General features: G+C 39.6%; 20 protein-coding genes. All 20 read left to right on the top strand.

The window, feature by feature from the left end; genetic code table 11:
- The first annotated feature begins 196 nt into the window (after positions 1-196).
- The 20 genes from EO117_RS03995 (at position 197) to EO117_RS03900 (ending at position 19,563) form a co-directional block, all read left to right on the top strand.
- Complete coding sequence (locus tag EO117_RS03995) at positions 197-1,162, top strand: ABC transporter substrate-binding protein (RefSeq protein WP_126939216.1); 966 nt, start codon at positions 197-199, stop codon at positions 1,160-1,162.
- 35 nt (positions 1,163-1,197) lie between these two features.
- Positions 1,198-2,097, top strand: coding sequence for an ABC transporter permease (locus EO117_RS03990; protein WP_126939215.1), 900 nt, complete (start codon positions 1,198-1,200; stop codon positions 2,095-2,097).
- Between the two features lie 15 nt (positions 2,098-2,112).
- Positions 2,113-2,904 carry an ABC transporter ATP-binding protein gene (locus tag EO117_RS03985; RefSeq protein ID WP_126939214.1) on the top strand — a complete coding sequence of 264 codons (792 nt, stop codon included), beginning with the start codon at positions 2,113-2,115 and terminating at the stop codon, positions 2,902-2,904.
- A 123-nt stretch (positions 2,905-3,027) separates the two neighbouring features.
- Positions 3,028-3,294: a 30S ribosomal protein S15 gene (gene rpsO, locus EO117_RS03980; protein ID WP_009353572.1), complete on the top strand. Its 267-nt coding sequence runs from the start codon at positions 3,028-3,030 to the stop codon at positions 3,292-3,294.
- 97 nt (positions 3,295-3,391) lie between these two features.
- A complete protein-coding gene (locus EO117_RS03975) occupies positions 3,392-5,653 on the top strand; it encodes a TonB-dependent receptor (protein ID WP_126939213.1) in 2,262 nt (753 codons plus the stop codon).
- 251 nt (positions 5,654-5,904) lie between these two features.
- On the top strand, positions 5,905-6,582 hold the full coding sequence (locus EO117_RS03970; RefSeq protein WP_126939212.1) for a DUF969 domain-containing protein: 678 nt from the start codon (positions 5,905-5,907) through the stop codon (positions 6,580-6,582).
- An 11-nt stretch (positions 6,583-6,593) separates the two neighbouring features.
- Positions 6,594-7,523 carry a DUF979 domain-containing protein gene (locus EO117_RS03965; protein WP_126939211.1) on the top strand — a complete coding sequence of 310 codons (930 nt, stop codon included), beginning with the start codon at positions 6,594-6,596 and terminating at the stop codon, positions 7,521-7,523.
- A gap of 16 nt (positions 7,524-7,539) precedes the next feature.
- Entirely contained in the window at positions 7,540-8,193 is a 654-nt protein-coding gene (pcp, locus tag EO117_RS03960; RefSeq protein WP_126939210.1) for a pyroglutamyl-peptidase I, read from the top strand.
- A gap of 345 nt (positions 8,194-8,538) precedes the next feature.
- Complete coding sequence (locus EO117_RS03955) at positions 8,539-9,654, top strand: hypothetical protein (protein WP_164727484.1); 1,116 nt, start codon at positions 8,539-8,541, stop codon at positions 9,652-9,654.
- A gap of 103 nt (positions 9,655-9,757) precedes the next feature.
- Positions 9,758-10,312: a transcription factor FapR gene (fapR, locus tag EO117_RS03950; RefSeq protein ID WP_126939208.1), complete on the top strand. Its 555-nt coding sequence runs from the start codon at positions 9,758-9,760 to the stop codon at positions 10,310-10,312.
- Positions 10,313-10,321: 9 nt separating this feature from the next.
- Positions 10,322-11,350: a phosphate acyltransferase PlsX gene (plsX, locus tag EO117_RS03945; protein WP_126939207.1), complete on the top strand. Its 1,029-nt coding sequence runs from the start codon at positions 10,322-10,324 to the stop codon at positions 11,348-11,350.
- Entirely contained in the window at positions 11,334-12,329 is a 996-nt protein-coding gene (locus EO117_RS03940) for a beta-ketoacyl-ACP synthase III (protein ID WP_126939206.1), read from the top strand. The genes plsX and EO117_RS03940 overlap by 17 nt, the downstream gene beginning before the upstream one ends.
- A gap of 10 nt (positions 12,330-12,339) precedes the next feature.
- On the top strand, positions 12,340-13,284 hold the full coding sequence (fabK, locus tag EO117_RS03935; protein ID WP_126939205.1) for an enoyl-[acyl-carrier-protein] reductase FabK: 945 nt from the start codon (positions 12,340-12,342) through the stop codon (positions 13,282-13,284).
- A 15-nt stretch (positions 13,285-13,299) separates the two neighbouring features.
- Positions 13,300-14,238: an ACP S-malonyltransferase gene (gene fabD, locus EO117_RS03930; protein WP_126939204.1), complete on the top strand. Its 939-nt coding sequence runs from the start codon at positions 13,300-13,302 to the stop codon at positions 14,236-14,238.
- Position 14,239: 1 nt separating this feature from the next.
- Positions 14,240-14,983, top strand: a complete 744-nt coding sequence (gene fabG, locus EO117_RS03925) for a 3-oxoacyl-[acyl-carrier-protein] reductase (RefSeq protein ID WP_126939203.1) — start codon at positions 14,240-14,242, stop codon at positions 14,981-14,983.
- Between the two features lie 44 nt (positions 14,984-15,027).
- Entirely contained in the window at positions 15,028-15,258 is a 231-nt protein-coding gene (locus tag EO117_RS03920) for an acyl carrier protein (RefSeq protein ID WP_009353552.1), read from the top strand.
- A 70-nt stretch (positions 15,259-15,328) separates the two neighbouring features.
- A complete protein-coding gene (locus EO117_RS03915) occupies positions 15,329-16,285 on the top strand; it encodes a nitronate monooxygenase family protein (protein WP_126939202.1) in 957 nt (318 codons plus the stop codon).
- Positions 16,286-16,309: 24 nt separating this feature from the next.
- On the top strand, positions 16,310-17,554 hold the full coding sequence (fabF, locus tag EO117_RS03910) for a beta-ketoacyl-ACP synthase II (protein ID WP_126939201.1): 1,245 nt from the start codon (positions 16,310-16,312) through the stop codon (positions 17,552-17,554).
- A gap of 2 nt (positions 17,555-17,556) precedes the next feature.
- Positions 17,557-18,288: a ribonuclease III gene (gene rnc, locus EO117_RS03905; protein WP_126939200.1), complete on the top strand. Its 732-nt coding sequence runs from the start codon at positions 17,557-17,559 to the stop codon at positions 18,286-18,288.
- Positions 18,289-18,495: 207 nt separating this feature from the next.
- Positions 18,496-19,563 (top strand): elongator complex protein 3, encoded by a 1,068-nt coding sequence (locus EO117_RS03900; protein WP_126939199.1) that lies wholly within the window; start codon positions 18,496-18,498, stop codon positions 19,561-19,563.
- Positions 19,564-19,578 lie beyond the last annotated feature (15 nt).

The following is a 19,578-nucleotide window of genomic DNA, read 5'->3' as shown; positions in this document are numbered from 1 at the left end:
TATTGCTATAGAAATGGGCATCAGGTTTTCTAGCCTTTATCTATATGTTACAGAAAAATATTAGATTCTATAGAAATTACAAATTATATATTTTCTATTACTTTCACATGTGGTATAATCTCTATATCTTTCCCATAGAAAGACTGTAGGAGGTGGCGCGAGGCTACCAATGTAGTATAGTAGAAAGGAGATTTTTATGTGGAAAAAAGGACTGGTCCTGTTGGTGGTCTGTCTGGTGGGATTATTACTATGGCATGAATCTTCACTAGAAGCACCAGGAGGAGGCAAGATGTACCGAGTAGGTATCTTGCAATTAGCGGAGCATCCAGCACTAGATGCAGCCAACAAAGGTGTTGTAGATGGATTACGGGAAGAGGGATTTGTAGATAATGTGATTCTTGACCATCAAAATGCGCAAGGTGATCAATCGAACCTCAACACTATTGCCCAACGATTTGTGGCCCGTAATTCCGATTTAGTAGTGGCTATTGCGACCCCAGCCGTACAGGCTATGGCAAATGCTACGAAGGATATTCCGGTGTTAGGAACGGCGGTTACGAGTTTTACCACAGCACGACTAGTGGATAGTGATGAACATCCAGGTGGTAATGTATCGGGTACCACAGATATGGTGCCTATGGAAAAACGAGTGGAATTAGTGCATCAATTGTTGCCAAATGCGAAAAAAATCGGTACTATTTATTCATCTAGTGAAGTGAATTCACAATTACAAGCAGAGAGTTTTCGAAAAGAAGCACAGAAATACGGTATGGAACTAGTGGAAATTACCGTATCCAACGTGAACGACGTACCGCAAGCAGCGAATCAATTAGCCATTATGGGTATTGATGCAGTGTACTTTCCAACGGATAATATCATCGCTTCATCCTATGCGAACATCGTCACCATTTTTAATAGTGCCAATTTACCAGTGTTTCCCTCTGATGAGACATGGTTAAAAACAGGTGGACTAGCAGCCTATTCTGTAGACTTTTATAGATTAGGAGTTCAAACTGGACATATGGCGGCCCGTGTGCTTCGTGGTGAAAGTACACCGGACAGTATGCCAATTGAGATGCAAGAGCCTATTAAATTTGTATTCAACCAAGACGAAGCGGATCGTTTACATATTCAGATTCCTGAGTCATTGCGACAACAGTAGTATAGTAGTGGGGGAAACCCCGAGTAGGAGGATCTATGACAAACTTAATTATTAGCACTATTGCACAAGGCCTATTGTGGGCATTGTTGGCATTGGGTGTATTCATTACTTTTAGAATTTTAGACGTAGCTGATTTAACAGTAGAAGGTAGTTTCCCCATGGGGGCTGCTATTTCTGCGGTATTGATTACCATGGGAGTGAATCCTTGGGTGACGGTGATTGTAGCAGGTATTGGTGGTATGATTGCCGGTGCCGTGACGGGGTGGATACATACAAAACTAAAAATACCTGCATTGCTAGCGGGTATCCTAACGATGATTGCCTTGTATTCTGTGAATTTACATATTATGGGGAAAGCGAACATCTCCTTATTGCGTATGGATACAGTGTACTCCGCTATTCATAGCATAGGTATTTCCAATGCGGTGGCATTGACGATTATTGGTATAGTAGTAACAGTAATAGTGGGATTATTCTTATTCTGGTTCTTTGGTACCGAACTAGGTACCTCCATCCGTGCTACTGGGGTAAACCCTCAAATGATTCGTGCTCAAGGGGTAAACACAGATTCCATGATTGTTCTGGGATTATTATTATCCAATGGATTCGTAGCTGTATCTGGTGCATTAATTGCGCAGTCTCAAGGCTTTGCCGATATCGGTATGGGGGTAGGTACCATCGTTATTGGCTTGGCGTCTGTCATCATCGGGGAAGTACTATTTGCTTCTTCTTCGGTAGTGCGCAAACTATTCGGTAATTCTTCCTTCGTGTTGAGCTTAGTAGCGGTTGTATTCGGTTCTATTATTTACCGTATTGTTATTGCTACCGTGCTATACCTAGGTATGCCTCCAAATGATTTGAAATTATTTACAGCTATTTTAGTAGCTCTTGCCCTATCTCTACCAACGTGGCAAGGTAAATTTCGTCGTGGTTAAGAGGAGGGTGCACACATGTTAACATTAAAAGGAATTGTGAAAGCCTTCCATAAAGGCACTGTAAACGAAAAAGTGGCTCTTCGTGGCATTGATTTACGATTAGAAGATGGTGACTTTGTGACCGTTATCGGTGGTAATGGAGCGGGTAAAAGTACATTATTGAATTCCATTGCGGGTGTATTCTCCGTTGATGAAGGCACATTACATATCAATGATATAGATGTGACGCAAATGGCTGAATATAAACGGGCCAAATACATTGGTCGCGTATTCCAAGATCCTATGCTAGGGACGGCGGGTAATATGCAAATTGAAGAGAATATGCTGCTTGCTTTGCGTCGTGGTAAACAAATGGGCTTGTCTTGGGCTTTCAAAGAAAATGAAAGAGAATTGTTCAAACAACAACTAGCACGGTTAGATTTAGGGCTAGAAAACCGTTTGTCATCTAGTATGGGATTATTGAGTGGTGGTCAACGTCAATCCATTACGTTGTTGATGGCTACTATGTTGAAGCCAGAAGTATTGTTGCTAGATGAACATACGGCAGCCTTAGATCCGAAAACGGCAGAAAAAGTATTGCAACTCACTGACGAATTAGTAAAAGAACATCAATTGACGACGCTAATGATTACGCATAATATGCGCGATGCCTTGCGATTCGGCAATCGGTTGATTATGATGGATAATGGTAAAGTGATTTATGATGTACGAGGAGAGGAAAAAGCTAGCTTAACCGTACAAGATTTATTAGAGCGCTTTGAAGTAGCCAGCGAAAATACTCTGAGCGACCGCATGATGTTGGGCTAAGCACTTTACTTTTACTATAAAGTATAGTATCATAGATACCGATGTATTAACCTAGGCGAGGTAATTGAGTCTCCGCCCATTACTTTGGCCTATGGAATTGTAATTTTTAGGAGGACATGAAACATGTTAACTACAGAAGCTAAAGCAGCTATTATTAAAGAATTCGCTGTTCACGAAGGTGACACTGGATCCCCAGAAGTACAAATCGCGATTTTAACTAATCGCATTGTATACTTAACAGAGCATTTAAAAGAGCACAAAAAAGATCATCATTCTCGTCGTGGTCTTTTAAAATTAGTTGGTCAACGCCGTAACATGCTTGACTACCTTCGTCGTAAAGATATCGAACGCTACCGTGCGATTTTAGAAAAATTAGGTTTACGTAAATAATTTTACGTATGTATAGAAAGCGGCTTCGGCCGCTTTTTTGTTATCACTCTCCTGATTGAGGTTTAATAGTTGTTTTATAGGAAGAAGGGAAGAGCCAATGAAACATACACAACGAAAAATAACGTATTCTACCTTATTATCTATGATACTCATAGCTATGAGTGGGCAAAGTAGCTATGCAGTGAATGCACAAGAAATAGAAGAAACCGTGGTGTTACCTACGGTCACAGTTACTGCGACTAGGACATTACAAGATATTGCTCAAACACCTAGTTCTATATCTGTTATTACTGCAAAAGATATAGATAACCGTGCGGTAGATACGGTGACTGAAGCACTTCAATTATTGCCAGGAGTATATAAAAGTCAAGCTTCAACGGGAGAACTACAGGTTCGTGGCTTTGACTCTAAAAATATATCTGTATTGGTAGATGGTATCCCTATGAATAATACATTTAATAATAAGGTAGATTGGGAAGTGATTCCAGTTCACTCAATTGAACGTATTGAATTAGTGCGAGGCGCTAGTTCTTCGCTTTATGGAGGAAAAGGTGTAGCTGGTGTCATTAGTATTACTACTAAACAGATGCCACCGAAAGCAGGGTCTAAGGAGATCCGCTGGCATGGTAAGGTGAATGGTGGTACCTACGGTACTTGGAATAATGAATTAGGCTTTGATGCTCGGGTGTCTGATCGTGTGTCTATCGGGGTATTAGCAGAAGAACGTAGGACAAAAGGGTTTCCAGGCTTTTTTGTTGCAACAGAGGCAAAAGATATAAATCCTAAGAAAAAGCCATCCAACTTACTCACACCAGATACAGCATTAACACAATTACATAAAGGGAAATATATTTTGGGCAATCGTGGGGATAAATCCTTGGATACCAAAAACATATCATCCTATATTACGTTCGATGTAGGAGATAAGCAAGTATTAACCTATCGCTATACGCATGCAAATCACAAATATTCTTACAATAATGCTACCACATTAGTTAATGTGAATAACCAACCTACTTTCAGTGGCAATGTGAAAGTAGGGGGTACAAAATATGTATCACTTAATGGTATGTTAGGGCATGAAGCAGAACTCGAGTATCAATCTCATAATTTACAATATAAGAATGAGGCTAATAAACTTCAGATTTCATTGGGATTCTTAGATAAAAAGAAAGATGGTTACTCTGAACCAACTAGCCCAAATGCTAGTAATTATGAAGGGCGTGGAACGTATTCATTCTATCCAGGGAAAGCCTATCATTTAGATATACAAAAAGCGTGGAAACCACAAGGAAAACATCAACTGGTAGGGGGATTGAATTGGAAACAGGAAAGCTTTGACCAATCTATTTTAGAGCTGAAACATTGGAGAGATAAAAAATCGGTAGATTCGAAGACAATACCAAATGGAGTGAAAGAAACCAATACTGGGTCCTCAAGAAGTATAGCAGTATTCGTACAGGATACGTATCGCCCTAATGATGATTGGGCTGTGTATGCAGGGTTTCGATTGGACCGATTTAAAAAGTATGATGGATCACATGGGGAATATAATACTAAGACGAAGGCTTATGAGGTAGCACACCATAACGATGAATCCTATACGGAGATTAGTCCTAAGTTGTCCATAGAACGGTATATTAATGATTCTGTTAATGTATATGCATCGTATGGACATTCCTTTGCACCACCAACGTTGTATCAAGTGTATCGTGGTAAATCCAATGATTCAAATATTCATGCTAATCCAGAATTAAAACCTGAACATTCTGATACATTTGAAATAGGTATAAAAAAGGAATGGAATGATAATTCTTATTTAAATCTATCTGCATTTTACGTGAACACAAAGGATAAGATTCAATATATAACCTTCAAAAAAACTAATGGTGACGATGATTATAAAAAATACTTAAATGTTGGAACTGAGGTACGGCGTGGGGTAGAAGTAGAAGTCAGTCATAGATTTTCTCCTAAGTGGTCCTTATTTGGAAATTATACATGGGAGTTAGGAAAGATAGATAGCCCTGTAATAGCAAATACAAAACTTTCAAGTGGAAAAGCGTGGAATTATACGATTCCTAAACATCTATTCCATGGTGGTATTGAATACAACAGTGGTAAGTGGAATGCAGTTTGGGATATGCAGTATGTCAGCGCCCGTCAAGCTAGTAGTATAGCTACAGGAGAACCTGATTCAGAAGATGCGTACTTCTTACATAATGCCTATGTGAATTATAAAGTGTCTAAAGAAGCAACATTGCAATTTGGCGTACAAAATATATTTGATCGTGAATACTATGCCAAAGAAGCGACAGCTGGACGTACGTATAATGTAGGTATGAAACTTAAATTCTAATGGAATATTGAGTGCAAACTAAGAATCTGTAACAAAATAACTCCAATAAAGTAGAGAAAAGTTGATTAAAAAGTATCAACTTTTCTTTATTTTTTTAGATTTAAGTATTAAACAAGTGATTACAACTGTATTAATATCTATAAATTCATAACATAATTATTATTTTGTATAGATATAAAATTAATAGTTTAAATTAGTGATGAAATTACATATAATAAGAGTATATTGTGTTTTATGGAAGGAGGATATCTATGCTAGTATTATCTGGTATTGTAGTAATGATTTTAGGCTTAGCTTTTCGATTTAATGCACTTTTAGTTATTTTAGTTGCAGGCATTATTACTGGCTTAGCAGGAGGTATCAGTGTACGTGATACAATTGCAGCGATTGGTAAAGCTTTCGTAACCAACCGCTACATGTCTTTATTTATTTTAATTTTACCGGTGGTGGGTATTATGGAGCGCCATGGTTTACGTGAGCGTGCAGAATACTTAATAGGTAAGATTAATGCAGCAACAGCAGGGCGTATTTGTATGCTTTATATGTTAATCCGACAAATTACAGTTGCATTAGGAATCACATTGGCTGGAATGCCTGCCTTTGTACGCCCTTTAATTGCTCCTATGGCAGAAGCAGCTGCGTTGCATGGTAAAGAAGCACCTCAAGAAGTATTAGATGAAATACGTGCTATGGCAGCGTCTTCTGATAATATTGGGAACTTCTTTGGGCAAAATATGTTTATTGCTGCAGGTGGTCTTCTATTAATCAAAGGAGTTATGGACCAAGCGGGTATACCAGTAGAGTTAGGAGATATGGTGATATATTGCATTCCTACTGCTATTATTGCTTATATTTTGGCATCGATCCGATATATTCTATTCGATAATAGAGTGAAAGCTTTATTATCGAAACATTCTACGCATCAATAGGAGGTACAATAATGGAACTATTTGGGTTACCTGCATTGGAATTAATATATATTTTAACAGGTATTATTTTGATTGTCGTTTCAATATTATCTTTTATGGATACAACAAATTCGAAACGTTTTGGCACAGGATTATTTTGGTTGATTTACGGAATTAGTTTTATTTTTGGTAAGTATATTCCTGATGAAATTAACGGTTGGATGGTTATTGCTTTAGCTGTTATTGTAGCTACAAAACAGTTAGGTAAAGGAAGCTATAACGAATCTACTATGGAGATGAAACAGTCTGAATCTGAACGGATTGGTAATGCTATATTTGTGCCAGCTTTATTAGTTGGAATTGTCACTTTTATCATTGGTATCTTTACAAAATTAGGTGCTTTAGTAGGGTTAGGGATTGCCGCGATTGCAGCATTATTATTAGCATTTGGATTGACACGTGTATCTATTCATCAAGGTTTTAATGAAGGTAGACGCTTGATTGATGCCATTGGCTGGACTGCTATCTTATCACAATTACTAGCAGCATTAGGCTATGTATTCGGTCTTGCAGGAGTTGGACAAGTGATTGCAACCGGCATATCTAGTGTTATCCCTGTAGAGAATATTTTTGCGGTAGTGGCCACGTATTGTATAGGTATGGCTATATTTACAATTGTAATGGGGAATGCTTTTGCTGCTTTTGCCATGATGACTACGGGTATTGGTATTCCGATGTTAATTCAAATGCATGGTGCAAACCCTGCTTATATTGGTCCTGTTGCCATGTTAGCAGGCTATTGCGGAACATTAGTTACACCTATGGCAGCGAATTTTAATATTGTACCTACGGCTCTTTTAGAAATGAAAGATCAATATGGAGTTATTAAAGCACAGTGGCCTATTGCTATGGCATTATTAGTAGTTAATATTTTAATTATGTATTATTTAGTAATCTTTTAAATAAAGGAGTCATATGATGAAAACAATATTACTTACAGGGTTTGACCCATTTGGTGGAGAACCTATTAACCCAGCGTGGGAGGCAGTCAAAGAACTTAATGGGTATACATCTAATGGATATACAGTAGTTACAAAAATGATTCCTACAGTGCGATATGATAGCATTGAGACTGTTCGGGAAGCTATTCAAGAATATAATCCTGAAGCAATTATGCTTGTGGGACAAGCTGGAGGGCGCCCTGATATAACTGTAGAACGTGTGGCAATCAATGTAGATGATTTTCGTATTCCTGATAATAAAGGGAATCAGCCAAAAGATGAAGCTATTGTGAAAGAGGGCAATCCTGCTTATTTTGCTACATTACCAATCAAGCATATGGTGAGTGGATTGCAACATGCGGGGATTCCTGCAAGTATATCAAACACAGCAGGAACCTTCGTATGTAATCATATTTTTTATGGCGTATCTTATGAAGTGCATGATAAAGGCATCCGCTGTGGTTTTGTACATATTCCGTATTTACCATCGCAAGTAGTAACAAAGCCTGGTCAACCCAGTATGGCAAAAGAAGTTGTTATTAAAGGCTTACGGTGCATGGTAGATACCATTGCAACAGGTAAAGAGTATGAAGTAGTATTGCCAAAAGACTACGTGAAACCACATGATTAATATTAAATGAGTAAAGGAGCTGTAACAAAATAGCTCCCAATACAATAGAGGAAAGTTGATTAAAAAAGTATCGACTTTCCTCTATTTTAATATTGCAACAGGTAAAGAGAATTAAGTGATACCTGTTGTTGGCATATTGTATTTATAAAAAATAAAAGTAATGAATAAAGATATTTCGATATAGCCCTATTTTTAAAAGATACTATATGTTGTATGCCGAATCCGAATAATACTACCATAGGCAATGGTCTAGGCCAATGGTATACTAGAATATATACTATTAGATAATGGCATGGTGTGCAAAAGGGGATATATATGATATATAGTAGAAATCTCACAATAGGAATGATACTAGGTTGTTTGAGTCTATTGCCTAGTGTGTACGGTACTTCAGCTGACACGGTGTATGAATCTATTGTAACCCAGCCAGAACGTATTACTGTGCAGACTACAGGACGTGCTTTGGGTATGCGTAAATATCATGAGGTATTACAATATCCTGAGGGATTGTATCTGCAAGTGAGTGGTGTAGGTTATGATAAGGAGTTGGATAAGTATCATAATGTAACTGGTATGTATGTGTTGGATGGTACGAAGGTAACAGTGGATAAGGGTTTGTATATTGATGTGAAAAATGCAATCCCTTATGACCAAGTGGATGAGATGGCACATTATTACATGAGTGGCATTTATGCAGGGTTTGGGCGCAAACAATTTGATGAACCAAAATATGACACAAAGGTTGTTGTCCACGGCCCTACTGTAATTCATGCCGTTGGTAATGGCGTGCAAGCGAACAAAGATAGCTATATTACTTTGGATGGCCCTGTAACAATTGACACGATGCCCTTCCAACGAGCTGATGTATATGGCGTTATTGTAGAAGAAGGTAGTATAGGGGTTGGTATAAGTCGATTAGCTGATACCTATGCAGGAGGAATCAATTCCTCTGAGGAGAAGGTTGTTCAGTATCCGACAGTGCAAGTGAGGGGCAATCTTGGTGTGCTCAATAAAAATTATGGACTGAACCCTAATCCAGGGCGTCATGGTTCCTATATTGTGATGAACTTAGGTACAGAAGACTCCAGTTGGACTGGAGGAGCCTTAAACGAATTTTCTGAGAGTGGCAACAACCCTCATCAATCAGGGATTACCTTGATATTAAAAAATAATGCCATTTGGCATAATCAATGGATAGGTGCTAAACGACATCGTACTAATCATGAAGAGGTATTGGCTACAGGCAAAGACTATACTTTCACAGGAAGTCACATTCAGAACATCATTGGTGGAGATACTCCAGAAACAGCAGGTATCATTTACCAAGAAGATGTATATCCTATCGTGGTGGAAGTGGTAAAAGGGTATATTAAAGTAATAGACCATAGACCTAATGCATCGGATGGAAGCTCACCAATCCAAGTAAAAATCAATGAAGGAAAAGTGACTATTCTCAAATAACTATGCATATTTTGCATAGCAATCAAGAAAAGCTTGCATGCTATTATCACTTTAGAGTATAATTGTATGGAAGTATTATTACTTGGTCATAAAAGGTGGTTATATGAGTCGTATAAAGAAGGAAGAACGACAACAGTTATTGCGCGAAAAACTGAATATAAGTCCCTTCACGACAGATGAGGAATTGGCCACATATTTTGGTGTCAGTGTTCCTACCATTCGATTGGATCGTTTGGCTCTAGGTATTCCTGAATTGCGTGAACGGATTAAGGCGATGGCACAGGAGCATTCTGATGACCGACAGCATATTGATCGGGCAGATGTGGTAGGAGATGTCATTGATTTAGCAGTAGGACAATACGGCATCAGTGTTCTTCGCACTACAAAAGACATGCTAGATCGTTCTGGTTACGTAGAGGCACAATATTTATATGCGCAGGCTAACTCGTTGGCAAGAGCCATTGTAGGAGTTCCTACGATGATTGCTGGTGTTGGTAACATTAAATATAAAAGTCTCGTAAAGAGTGATGTCAATTTGGCGGCGAAAGCAGAGTTAGTGCGACAACGAGGAGAAAAATTCTTTATAAAAGTAACAATCAAAGATAACATAAAAGAGGTGTTTCGCGCTAAATTCATTATGGAATCTGTGATAGAATAAAGGTGAACTATGAAGATTGCAGTAGATGCTATGGGTGGCGATTTTGCTCCCCTCGAAATAGTCTTAGGCTCTATTGCCGCTGTGCACGAATATGATACTATGGATATCGTGCTTGTCGGTGATGAAAACAAAATAAAAGAAATTTTAGAAGCAGAAGGTGAACTGGAAAATCCACGAATTTCAATTCATCATGCTAGTGAAGTTATTGAAATGCATGAGCATCCTAGTATTGCGCTACGCAAGAAAAAGGATGCATCTGTTGCAGTTGCTACACGTTTAGTTCGTGATAAGGTTTGCGATGCAGTTATCGCGCCAGGCAGCACTGGGGCAGCTGTGGCATCAGCTTTGTTGGGATTGGGGAGAATCAAAGGGATCGAACGTCCGTGTATTGCTACACCATTACCAACAGCGAATGGTGTAACGATTATGTTAGATTCCGGTGCTAATGCGAATAGTAAACCGAAACATTTAGTGCAAGGGGCTATCATGGGATATAACTATGCACAGTTGTTACTTGGTAAACCTAACCCAACAGTAGGTTTGCTGAATATTGGTGAAGAATCGACCAAAGGTAATGAAGTTGTGTTAGAAACATATCCTTTACTGCAACAACTAAAAACAATTCCTTTCAAAGGAAATGTAGAAGGTCGCGATATTCCAAAAGGAACAGTAGATGTAGTAGTTTGTGATGGATTTGTAGGCAATGTGGTGCTCAAGTTTGCGGAAGGTCTTGTATCTGTAGTGCAAGATATTCTAAAAGAGGGTATTAAACAAAGTAGTATTATCTCTAAACTGGGAGCATTATTAATCGTTCCTGTGTTTAAGAAAATAAAAAAACGACTAGATCATACAGAAAATGGCGGCGCTCCGTTGTTAGGAGTAAATGGTGTATTTATCATTTGCCATGGTAGCTCAAAGGCTAAGGAAATTATGACAGCTATTAAAATTGCTGGAGATTTGGTAGATCGGAAATTGATTGAACATATTTCCTCTAGTATTGAAGAAGAAGGGACCCTAACATATGACAATGCTGAATAAGCCAGTCGGAATTATTGGTACCGGTAGTTATGTGCCAGAAAAAGTTCTTACAAATGCGGACTTAGAAACAATGGTAGATACCAGCGATGCTTGGATTCAAGAACGAACCGGCATTAAAGAACGTAGAATTGCACCAGAAGGTGTAAATGCTTCGGATATGGCTACGGAAGCAGCAAAAAAAGCTTTAGAAGCAGCTAAGTTAACAGCAGAAGATATTGATTGTATCATCGTTGCCACATTAACAGGCGATATGGCAATTCCATCTACAGCATGTTTAGTACAAGCTAATCTAGGAGCTACGAAAGCGGCAGCCTTTGATTTGTCTGCTGCGTGCTCAGGATATGTATACTCTCTGATTACAGCTAGTTCCTATATCAATGCAGGATTGTTTAAAAATGTCCTAGTCATAGGTGTAGAAGTATTATCGCGAGTAGTAAACTGGGAAGATCGCAATACATGTGTTCTTTTTGGAGACGGTGCTGGAGCTGCTGTGGTGTCTACAGTAGAAGCAGGCTATGGTATGCTCGGTATGGATATGGGTGCTGATGGAAGTGGTGGAATGCATCTATGTATTCCATCAGGTGGAACAGCATTACCACCGACTACGGAACGACGTGAAGAAGGACTTACTTTCATTCATATGAATGGACAAGAGGTATATAAATTTGCCGTAAAAACAATGGGCAAAACCGTATTGAAAGCCTTAGAAATGGCCAATATGAAAGTGGATGAATTAGATTTCTTTATTCCACATCAAGCGAATACCCGTATTATCAAATCTGCAGCAGATCGTTTGCATCTGACAGAAGATAAAGTATTTATTAATTTACCTAAGTATGGAAACACATCAGCAGCATCCATTGCGATTGCTCTAGATGAAGCAGTGCGTGCAGGACAATTACAGAAAGGTGATAATCTTGCCGTTGCTGGATTTGGTGCAGGATTAACTTGGGCAAGTCTAGTAATGAAATGGTGCTAAGGAGGAAAAGATGATTAAGACTGATATTTGTGATTTGTTAGGGATAGAGTATCCCGTTCTTCAAGGTGGTATGGCTTGGTTAGGTACAGCTGAATTAGCAGCTGCTGTGTCTGAGGCAGGCGGTTTGGGAATCATTGGTGCAGGTCATATGCCTCCAGATGTATTCCGTGCAGAAATTCATAAATTGAAAGAACGCACTAATAAACCATATGGTTGTAACATCATGTTGATGTCTCCATTTGTGAATGAAGTAATGGAAGTAGCCTTAGAAGAGCGCGTTCCAGTAATCACAACAGGAGCAGGGAACCCATCTACATGGGTACCAGCTTTCAAAGAAATCGGTACTAAAGTAATTCCAGTAGTAGCCTCTGTACTCTTAGCAAAACGGCTACTTCGTGGTGGCATTGATGCAGTTATCGCAGAAGGTACTGAGTCTGGCGGTCACGTAGGGGATATTACTACTATGTGTTTAATTCCTCAAATTGTTGATGCAGTGGATGTACCGGTGATTGCGGCTGGTGGTATTGCCGATGGTCGCGGTATGGCAGCAGCCTTAGCATTGGGCGCTAGTGCCGTTCAAATGGGTTCTCGTTTCGTAGTATCTGAAGAATGTATTGCTCATGAAAACTATAAAGAAGCTGTATTAAAGGCGAAAGATCGCTCCACAGTGATGACAGGCTTGACAACTGGACACCCAGTTCGTATCATTGAAAACTTATTAGCTCGTAAATATCAATCCCTTGAGTTCAGTGGTGCACCAAAAGAAGCTCTTGAAAATCTAGGTGCTGGTACACTTAGAAAAGCTGCTATTGAAGGGGAAACTAAAAACGGTTCCGTTATGATTGGACAAATTGCAGGTATGTTGACTGACGTAAAACCTTGCGCAACAATTATTCAAGATATTGTTCGTGAAGCAGAAGAAGTTATGTTGAACTTGAAATCTGTTATCCGATAAGCAGGAGGAAAGCTTATGAAAACAGCATTTGTATTCCCAGGTCAAGGGTCTCAAAAAGTAGGTATGTTGAAAGATTTGTACGAAGCGTACCCTATTGTAAGAGAGCGTTTTGCACAAGCAGATGAAGCATTGGGATATTCCATTTCACAATTATGTTTTGAAGGGCCAGATACGGAATTAGTAAAAACAGCAAACACACAACCTGCTATTTTAACAGCTAGTGTGGCGTGCTATGAAGTATTAAAAGAAAAAGATTTTACACCTGATATTGTAGGTGGACATAGTCTTGGTGAATATAGTGCTCTAGTAGCAGCCGGGGTTCTTGACTTTAAAGAGGCTGTCTATGTAGTGCATAAACGTGGCGAATACATGCAAGAAGCGGTGCCATTGGGCGAAGGTGCCATGGCAGCTATCTTAGCATTACCACGTGAAGAAGTAGTTCGCATCTGTGGTGAAGTGAACGATACTGTAGGATCTGTACAAGCGGTTAACTTTAATTGCCCAGGACAAATTGTGATCGCCGGTGCTACAAAAGCTGTAGAAGTGGCAGCTGAAAAAATGAAAGAAGCTGGGGCTAAGCGTGCTGTTATGTTACCAGTTAGTGCGCCTTTCCATAGTCGTTTGATGGAACCAGCAGCGAAACGCTTACAAGAAGAATTAGATAAAATCGAAGTGAAGAATGCTCAAATTCCAGTAGTAGCAAATATTACAGGGGAAATCCTAACAGATGGGGCTACTATTAAAGCAGCCTTAGTTAAACAAGCAGCAGCACCGGTACTTTGGGAGGATTGCGTAGCTACTATGATAAACTTTGGGGTAACTCGATTTGTTGAAGTAGGCCCTGGAAAAGTATTAACAGGTTTCACAAAGAAAATTAACAAAGCAATGGAATTAGCCAATGTTGAAGATGAATCATCCTTAGCAGCAGCGATTGCATTCTTACAAGGAGAATAAGATGGATTTAACAGGTAAAGTAGCTCTAGTAACAGGCGCTTCTCGAGGCATTGGACAAGCAACCGCTATCGAGTTAGCAAAAGCAGGAGCAGATATTGTTGTAAACTTTATTGGTAATGAGGCTGTAGCCGATGAAACTGTAGAAAAAATTGAAGCATTAGGACGTAAAGCGTTAAAAATTAAAGCTGATGTAAGTAATGCTGAAGAAGTTCAAGCTATGGTGGATGAAGCTTATGCAGCATTCGGTCATATTGATATTCTTGTAAACAATGCAGGGATTACTCGTGATGGATTGTTGATCCGTATGAAAGATTCTGATTGGGACGATGTATTAAATATCAACTTAAAAGGAGTATACTTAGTTTCTAAAGCTGTGGCTAAAATCATGGTAAAACAACGTTCTGGACGCATTATCAACATGACATCTGTATCAGGTGTGACAGGTAATGTGGGCCAGGCCAATTATGCCGCTGCTAAAGCAGGGGTAATTGGCTTTACTAAAACATGTGCAAAAGAATTAGCAGCACGTGGCATTACTGTCAATGCAATAGCACCTGGCTTCATCGAAACAGCGATGACAGATGTATTGCCTGAAAAAATTAAAGAAGGTATTGCAGCTAGTATTCCATTTGGCCGCATGGGTCAACCGGAAGAAATTGCTAGTGTAGTAACGTTTTTAGCGTCTGACTTTGCAAGTTATGTTACTGGCCAAGTTCTCAATGTAGACGGCGGAATGGTGATGTAAACGCAAGATCCTATACATAGACTACATGAAAGGAGGTGTACGTAATGAGCACATTTGACAAAGTAAAAGCTATTGTTGTTGAACAATTAGGCGTTGACGAATCTGAAGTGGCTATCGATTCCACTTTCATCGATGATTTGGGCGCTGACTCTCTTGACATCGTTGAATTGATCATGGCATTTGAAGAGGAATTCAATATTGAAATCCCTGATGATGTTGCTGAAAAAATCAAAACTGTAAAAGACACAGTTGATTACATCGATTCTACAAAATAAGTCTTAGCACTTATGCACCACGAAAGGGGGCCTAGCCCCCTTAGTGGATTTGCACATAGGAGGAATAATAGTGAAACTCCCTGAACTTAATATAGGGAAATTGGTAGCCAAAGTACCGGTAATTCAAGGTGGAATGGCAATCCGATTGTCTACAGCTCGGTTGGCTGCAGCAGTTGCAAATGAAGGTGGTATCGGCCTGATTGCAGCATCTGGCATGCCTTTTGATGAATTACGATACGAAATACAATTAGCAAGGAAATTATCGCCTACGGGCATTATCGGTATAAATGCAATGGTAGCCGCTACAGAATTTTTAGGGCTTGTAAAAACGGCCATTGAAGAGGGTATTGACCTCGTCGTAGCTGGCGCAGGATTTTCCAGAGATATGTTTGCTTTAGGACGTGAATCTGGTACACCTATTGTACCTATCGTATCTACTCCTAAATTAGCTCGTATTTCTGAAGGATTAGGAGCCTCCGCAGTCATCGTGGAAGGTTGTGAAGCAGGTGGTCACTTAGGTACAGATCGCTCCTCTCGTGATCTAGTACCAGAAGTGGTAGCAGCTGTGAAAAACATCCCAGTCATTGGTGCTGGTGGGGTTCTTGATGGAGCAGATATTGTGGAGATGATTAAACTTGGTGCTAGTGGAGTGCAAATGGGAAGCCGTTTTGCTGCTAGTGTGGAGTGTAATGCCTCTGATGAATTGAAAAAAATGTACGTACGTGCAGATGCTCCAGATGACATTGTCTTGATTCAAAGTCCAGTAGGGCTTCCAGGACAAGCGTTGCGTAATAAGTTTGCAGAAACAGTATTAGACGGTACAGTACCGCCACCTACAGAGTGTCATCGATGCTTGAAGCATTGTTCACACAAATTCTGTATTATTAAAGCTCTTTCACGTGCTCAACAAGGGGACGTTGAAACGGGATTGGTATTCTCAGGTAATAATATGCGTAAAGTAGACTCCATATTACCTGTGAACGAAATTTTTGCTCGCCTAGTTTCTGAGGCTGCAGCCATTGATTAAATGAGATTATAAAGAGGTGGAATAATGGAAAGACGTGTTGTTATTACTGGTTTAGGTGCTGTGACACCAGTAGGAATCGGTAAAGATGACTTTTACAATGCATTGTTACGGGGTGAATCCGGTATCGGTCCTATTACTCGATTTGATGCAAGTGATTATGCAACTCGTATTGCGGGTGAAATTAAAGATTTTGACCCAACACAATTTGGAATCGATAAAAAAGAAGCGCGTCGTATGGACCGCTCTGCTGCATTTGCTATTGCAGCTGCTGTGTTGGCGAGAAAAGATGCTGATTTAGATTTAGATAAAGAAGACTTGGATCGTTGCGGTACTGTAGTAGGTACTGGTATTGGTGGTATTGATTCTATCCACGATGTATATGTAACTTTATTTGAAAAAGGCCCAGGTCGTGTCAGCCCATTTGCAGTGCCTATGATGATTGCTAATATGGTATCTGGCCGTGTATCTATTCAATTAGGGTTGCGTGGACCAGTGGAAACTGTTGTTACAGCTTGTACATCTGGTACGAATGCAATTGGTGAAGCATTCCGCATGATTGCTCATGGTCAAGCAGATGTAATGTTTGCTGGTGGTACGGAAGCCGCAGTTTCTCCAGCAGCAGTAGCAGGTTTCGCATCTATGAAAGCTATGTCTACACGCAATGATGAACCTACAAAAGCATCTCGTCCATTTGCTGCAGATCGTGATGGATTCGTCATGGGTGAAGGTTCTGGTATCGTTGTATTGGAAGAATTAGAACATGCAAAAGCACGTGGTGCACATATCTACGCAGAAGTAGTGGGATATGGTACTAATGGTGATGCATATCATATCTCTTCTCCTGCACCAGGCGGCACGCAAGCCCGTAAATGTATGGAATTAGCATTAAATGATGCAGGTATTAAACCTGAAGAAGTTGATTATATCAATGCTCATGGTACATCTACATCCATTAATGATGCGAATGAAACATTAGCTATTAAACAATTATTCGGAGATCATGCTAGTAAGCTAGCTGTAAACTCCACTAAATCTATGACAGGTCACTTATTAGGTGCGGCTGGTGCTATCGAAGCGATTGTTATGGCAATGGCTATTGAAACTGGCAAAGTGCATCCAACAATTAACCTTGACAACCCAGATCCAGAATTGGATTTAGATTATGTATCTGATGGAGCTCGTGATATGAAAGTTGATGTGGCTCTTTCTAACTCCTTCGGTTTTGGTGGACACAACGGTACTATCGTTGTTCGTCGTTATGAGGCGTAATTGTGAATGCTCCTAAAAGTAGCAAAGTAACTAGCAAGGCTCGTGAAGAATTACTTCACGAGCTTATTGCGGATTTACATTTGCCCTTACAAAATATAAGCACATTAAACCGTGCATTAACACATTCTTCTTATGCGAATGAACATAAGTTATCCCACGAACACCATAATGAACGTTTGGAATTTTTAGGGGATGCTGTGTTAGATCTTATTATAGGAGAATATTTATTTACTACATATCCAGAAATGACTGAGGGTGAACTGACCCGTTTAAAAGCTTGTACTGTATGTGAAGGTTCTTTGGCTGAATGTAGTCGTTCCTTAGCCTTAGGGAAATATCTACGATTAGGCAGGGGAGAGCGTCACTGCGGCGGAGCTGATCGGAACTCTATTTTAGCAGATACTTTTGAGGCTGTCTTAGGAGCTATCTATTTAGAGTGTGGCTACGAAGTGGGAAAACAGTTCGTTTTGAGTCATTTGCATGGATATCTCCAAATGGCACTTTTAGGAAAAGTAGGAAAAGACTTTAAAACCTTGCTCCAAGAGTTGGTACAACAAAAAGGAGAATCTGTGATACGGTATCATGTCATTAATGAGGAGGGACCGGATCATAATAAATTTTTTACTATGGAAGTGGTCGTTGATGGAATTCCATCAGGGATAGGTTCTGGACGAAATAAAAAAGTAGCAGCTCAAGCGGCTGCAAAAGAGGCTTATGAAAAGCTTATACAATAGTAAGGATTGAGGGGTGGGGAACCACTCCCTTTTTCTTTGATAAGAGTAAAATGGCTCATATGGTTGTGATACCATGAAACTGACTGTCATGATACAATAGATGAGTACCTATTAAGTGCTGATAGGATTGTCATATATCATCTTGTATGATGTAGTTTATAAAGAATTGTTTACATACACGAAATACCTATAGTTAAGGGGGCTCCTATGAGGAAAGTAAAAAAAGAGAAAACTAGATTACTTCCATTTTTTATACCTCATATTGGGTGCCCTTATATTTGTGTATTTTGTAATCAGCCACGTATTTCTGGACAACAAGAAATGGTATCGGTGGATACTATCCGTAGGTCCATTCGTGAGACAATATCTGAACAAGGTCACAAAGGACAATGGGAAGTGGCATACTTTGGCGGTAGCTTTACGGCTATCCCACAAGAAGTGCAAAATACATTATTGGAGCCTGCTACAGAAGCATTTCAACAGGGATTAATTCAAGGAATCCGCTTGTCTACTCGACCTGATGCCATCAGAGAATCTCGATTGAAAGAGCTCTATACTAGTGGTGTAAGAACCATTGAATTAGGGGTACAAACATTAGATGAGGATATGCTTGTAGATGCTAAACGAGGGCATACGGTAGAAGATGTGGAACAGGCTTGTAAAATGATTCGAGCACAAGGCATGACACTAGGTATACAGCTGCTTCCTGGATTACCAGGAGAGACGTGGACGACTTTAGTAAATACGGCGGTGAAAGCAGGACAATTACGGGCGGATGTGTGTCGTATTTATCCTGTGATTGTCATTGAAGACACAGAACTAGCTGATCGTGTTCGTGAAGGTAGTTATGTACCATTAACAATAGAGCAAGCGGTAGCCTATAGTGCTTTTTTAAAATCGTATTTAGAAGGCAAAGGTACACAGATCATACGTGTAGGATTACAAAGTACAGAAGACTTTGATGCTGGTCGTGGTATTGTAGGAGGACCCTATGCTCCTGCCTTTGGAGAATTGGTAGTCAATTATGAATGGCTTCAAGCTATCCAGCAAGCCATAGAAGAACACCAAGAAGTATTTGGTGTGATTCATAAGGTTATCGTAGAATATCCAAGGCCTTTCACATCAAAAGTACGTGGATTGAAAAATAAGAATGTAGAGTACTTTGGACAGGAATATGAGCAGATAGAATGGACTTGGAAACAAAAAGAAGGAAATAATAATACTGGAATCGTACATGTCATGATAGATACTATATTATATGGTTTGGTTCTTTAAAGTGACTCCTATCGG

Origin of the sequence: Veillonella sp. VA142, from assembly GCF_003992135.1 — a bacterium.
In the GTDB taxonomy this organism is placed as follows: Bacteria; Bacillota; Negativicutes; order Veillonellales; family Veillonellaceae; genus F0422.
This window is presented reverse-complemented; position numbering and strand designations above follow the sequence as displayed.

Coding starts and splice junctions, on each gene's coding strand:
- EO117_RS03970 (WP_126939212.1), top strand. CDS start 5,905: ATGCTAGTATTATCTGGTATTGTAGTAATGATTTTAGGCTTAGCTTTT.
- fabK (WP_126939205.1), top strand. CDS start 12,340: ATGATTAAGACTGATATTTGTGATTTGTTAGGGATAGAGTATCCCGTT.
- EO117_RS03995 (WP_126939216.1), top strand. CDS start 197: ATGTGGAAAAAAGGACTGGTCCTGTTGGTGGTCTGTCTGGTGGGATTA.
- EO117_RS03955 (WP_164727484.1), top strand. CDS start 8,539: ATGATACTAGGTTGTTTGAGTCTATTGCCTAGTGTGTACGGTACTTCA.
- EO117_RS03990 (WP_126939215.1), top strand. CDS start 1,198: ATGACAAACTTAATTATTAGCACTATTGCACAAGGCCTATTGTGGGCA.
- fapR (WP_126939208.1), top strand. CDS start 9,758: ATGAGTCGTATAAAGAAGGAAGAACGACAACAGTTATTGCGCGAAAAA.
- EO117_RS03965 (WP_126939211.1), top strand. CDS start 6,594: ATGGAACTATTTGGGTTACCTGCATTGGAATTAATATATATTTTAACA.
- fabF (WP_126939201.1), top strand. CDS start 16,310: ATGGAAAGACGTGTTGTTATTACTGGTTTAGGTGCTGTGACACCAGTA.
- fabG (WP_126939203.1), top strand. CDS start 14,240: ATGGATTTAACAGGTAAAGTAGCTCTAGTAACAGGCGCTTCTCGAGGC.
- EO117_RS03920 (WP_009353552.1), top strand. CDS start 15,028: ATGAGCACATTTGACAAAGTAAAAGCTATTGTTGTTGAACAATTAGGC.
- rpsO (WP_009353572.1), top strand. CDS start 3,028: ATGTTAACTACAGAAGCTAAAGCAGCTATTATTAAAGAATTCGCTGTT.
- pcp (WP_126939210.1), top strand. CDS start 7,540: ATGAAAACAATATTACTTACAGGGTTTGACCCATTTGGTGGAGAACCT.
- EO117_RS03940 (WP_126939206.1), top strand. CDS start 11,334: ATGACAATGCTGAATAAGCCAGTCGGAATTATTGGTACCGGTAGTTAT.
- EO117_RS03900 (WP_126939199.1), top strand. CDS start 18,496: ATGAGGAAAGTAAAAAAAGAGAAAACTAGATTACTTCCATTTTTTATA.
- fabD (WP_126939204.1), top strand. CDS start 13,300: ATGAAAACAGCATTTGTATTCCCAGGTCAAGGGTCTCAAAAAGTAGGT.
- EO117_RS03975 (WP_126939213.1), top strand. CDS start 3,392: ATGAAACATACACAACGAAAAATAACGTATTCTACCTTATTATCTATG.
- plsX (WP_126939207.1), top strand. CDS start 10,322: ATGAAGATTGCAGTAGATGCTATGGGTGGCGATTTTGCTCCCCTCGAA.
- EO117_RS03985 (WP_126939214.1), top strand. CDS start 2,113: ATGTTAACATTAAAAGGAATTGTGAAAGCCTTCCATAAAGGCACTGTA.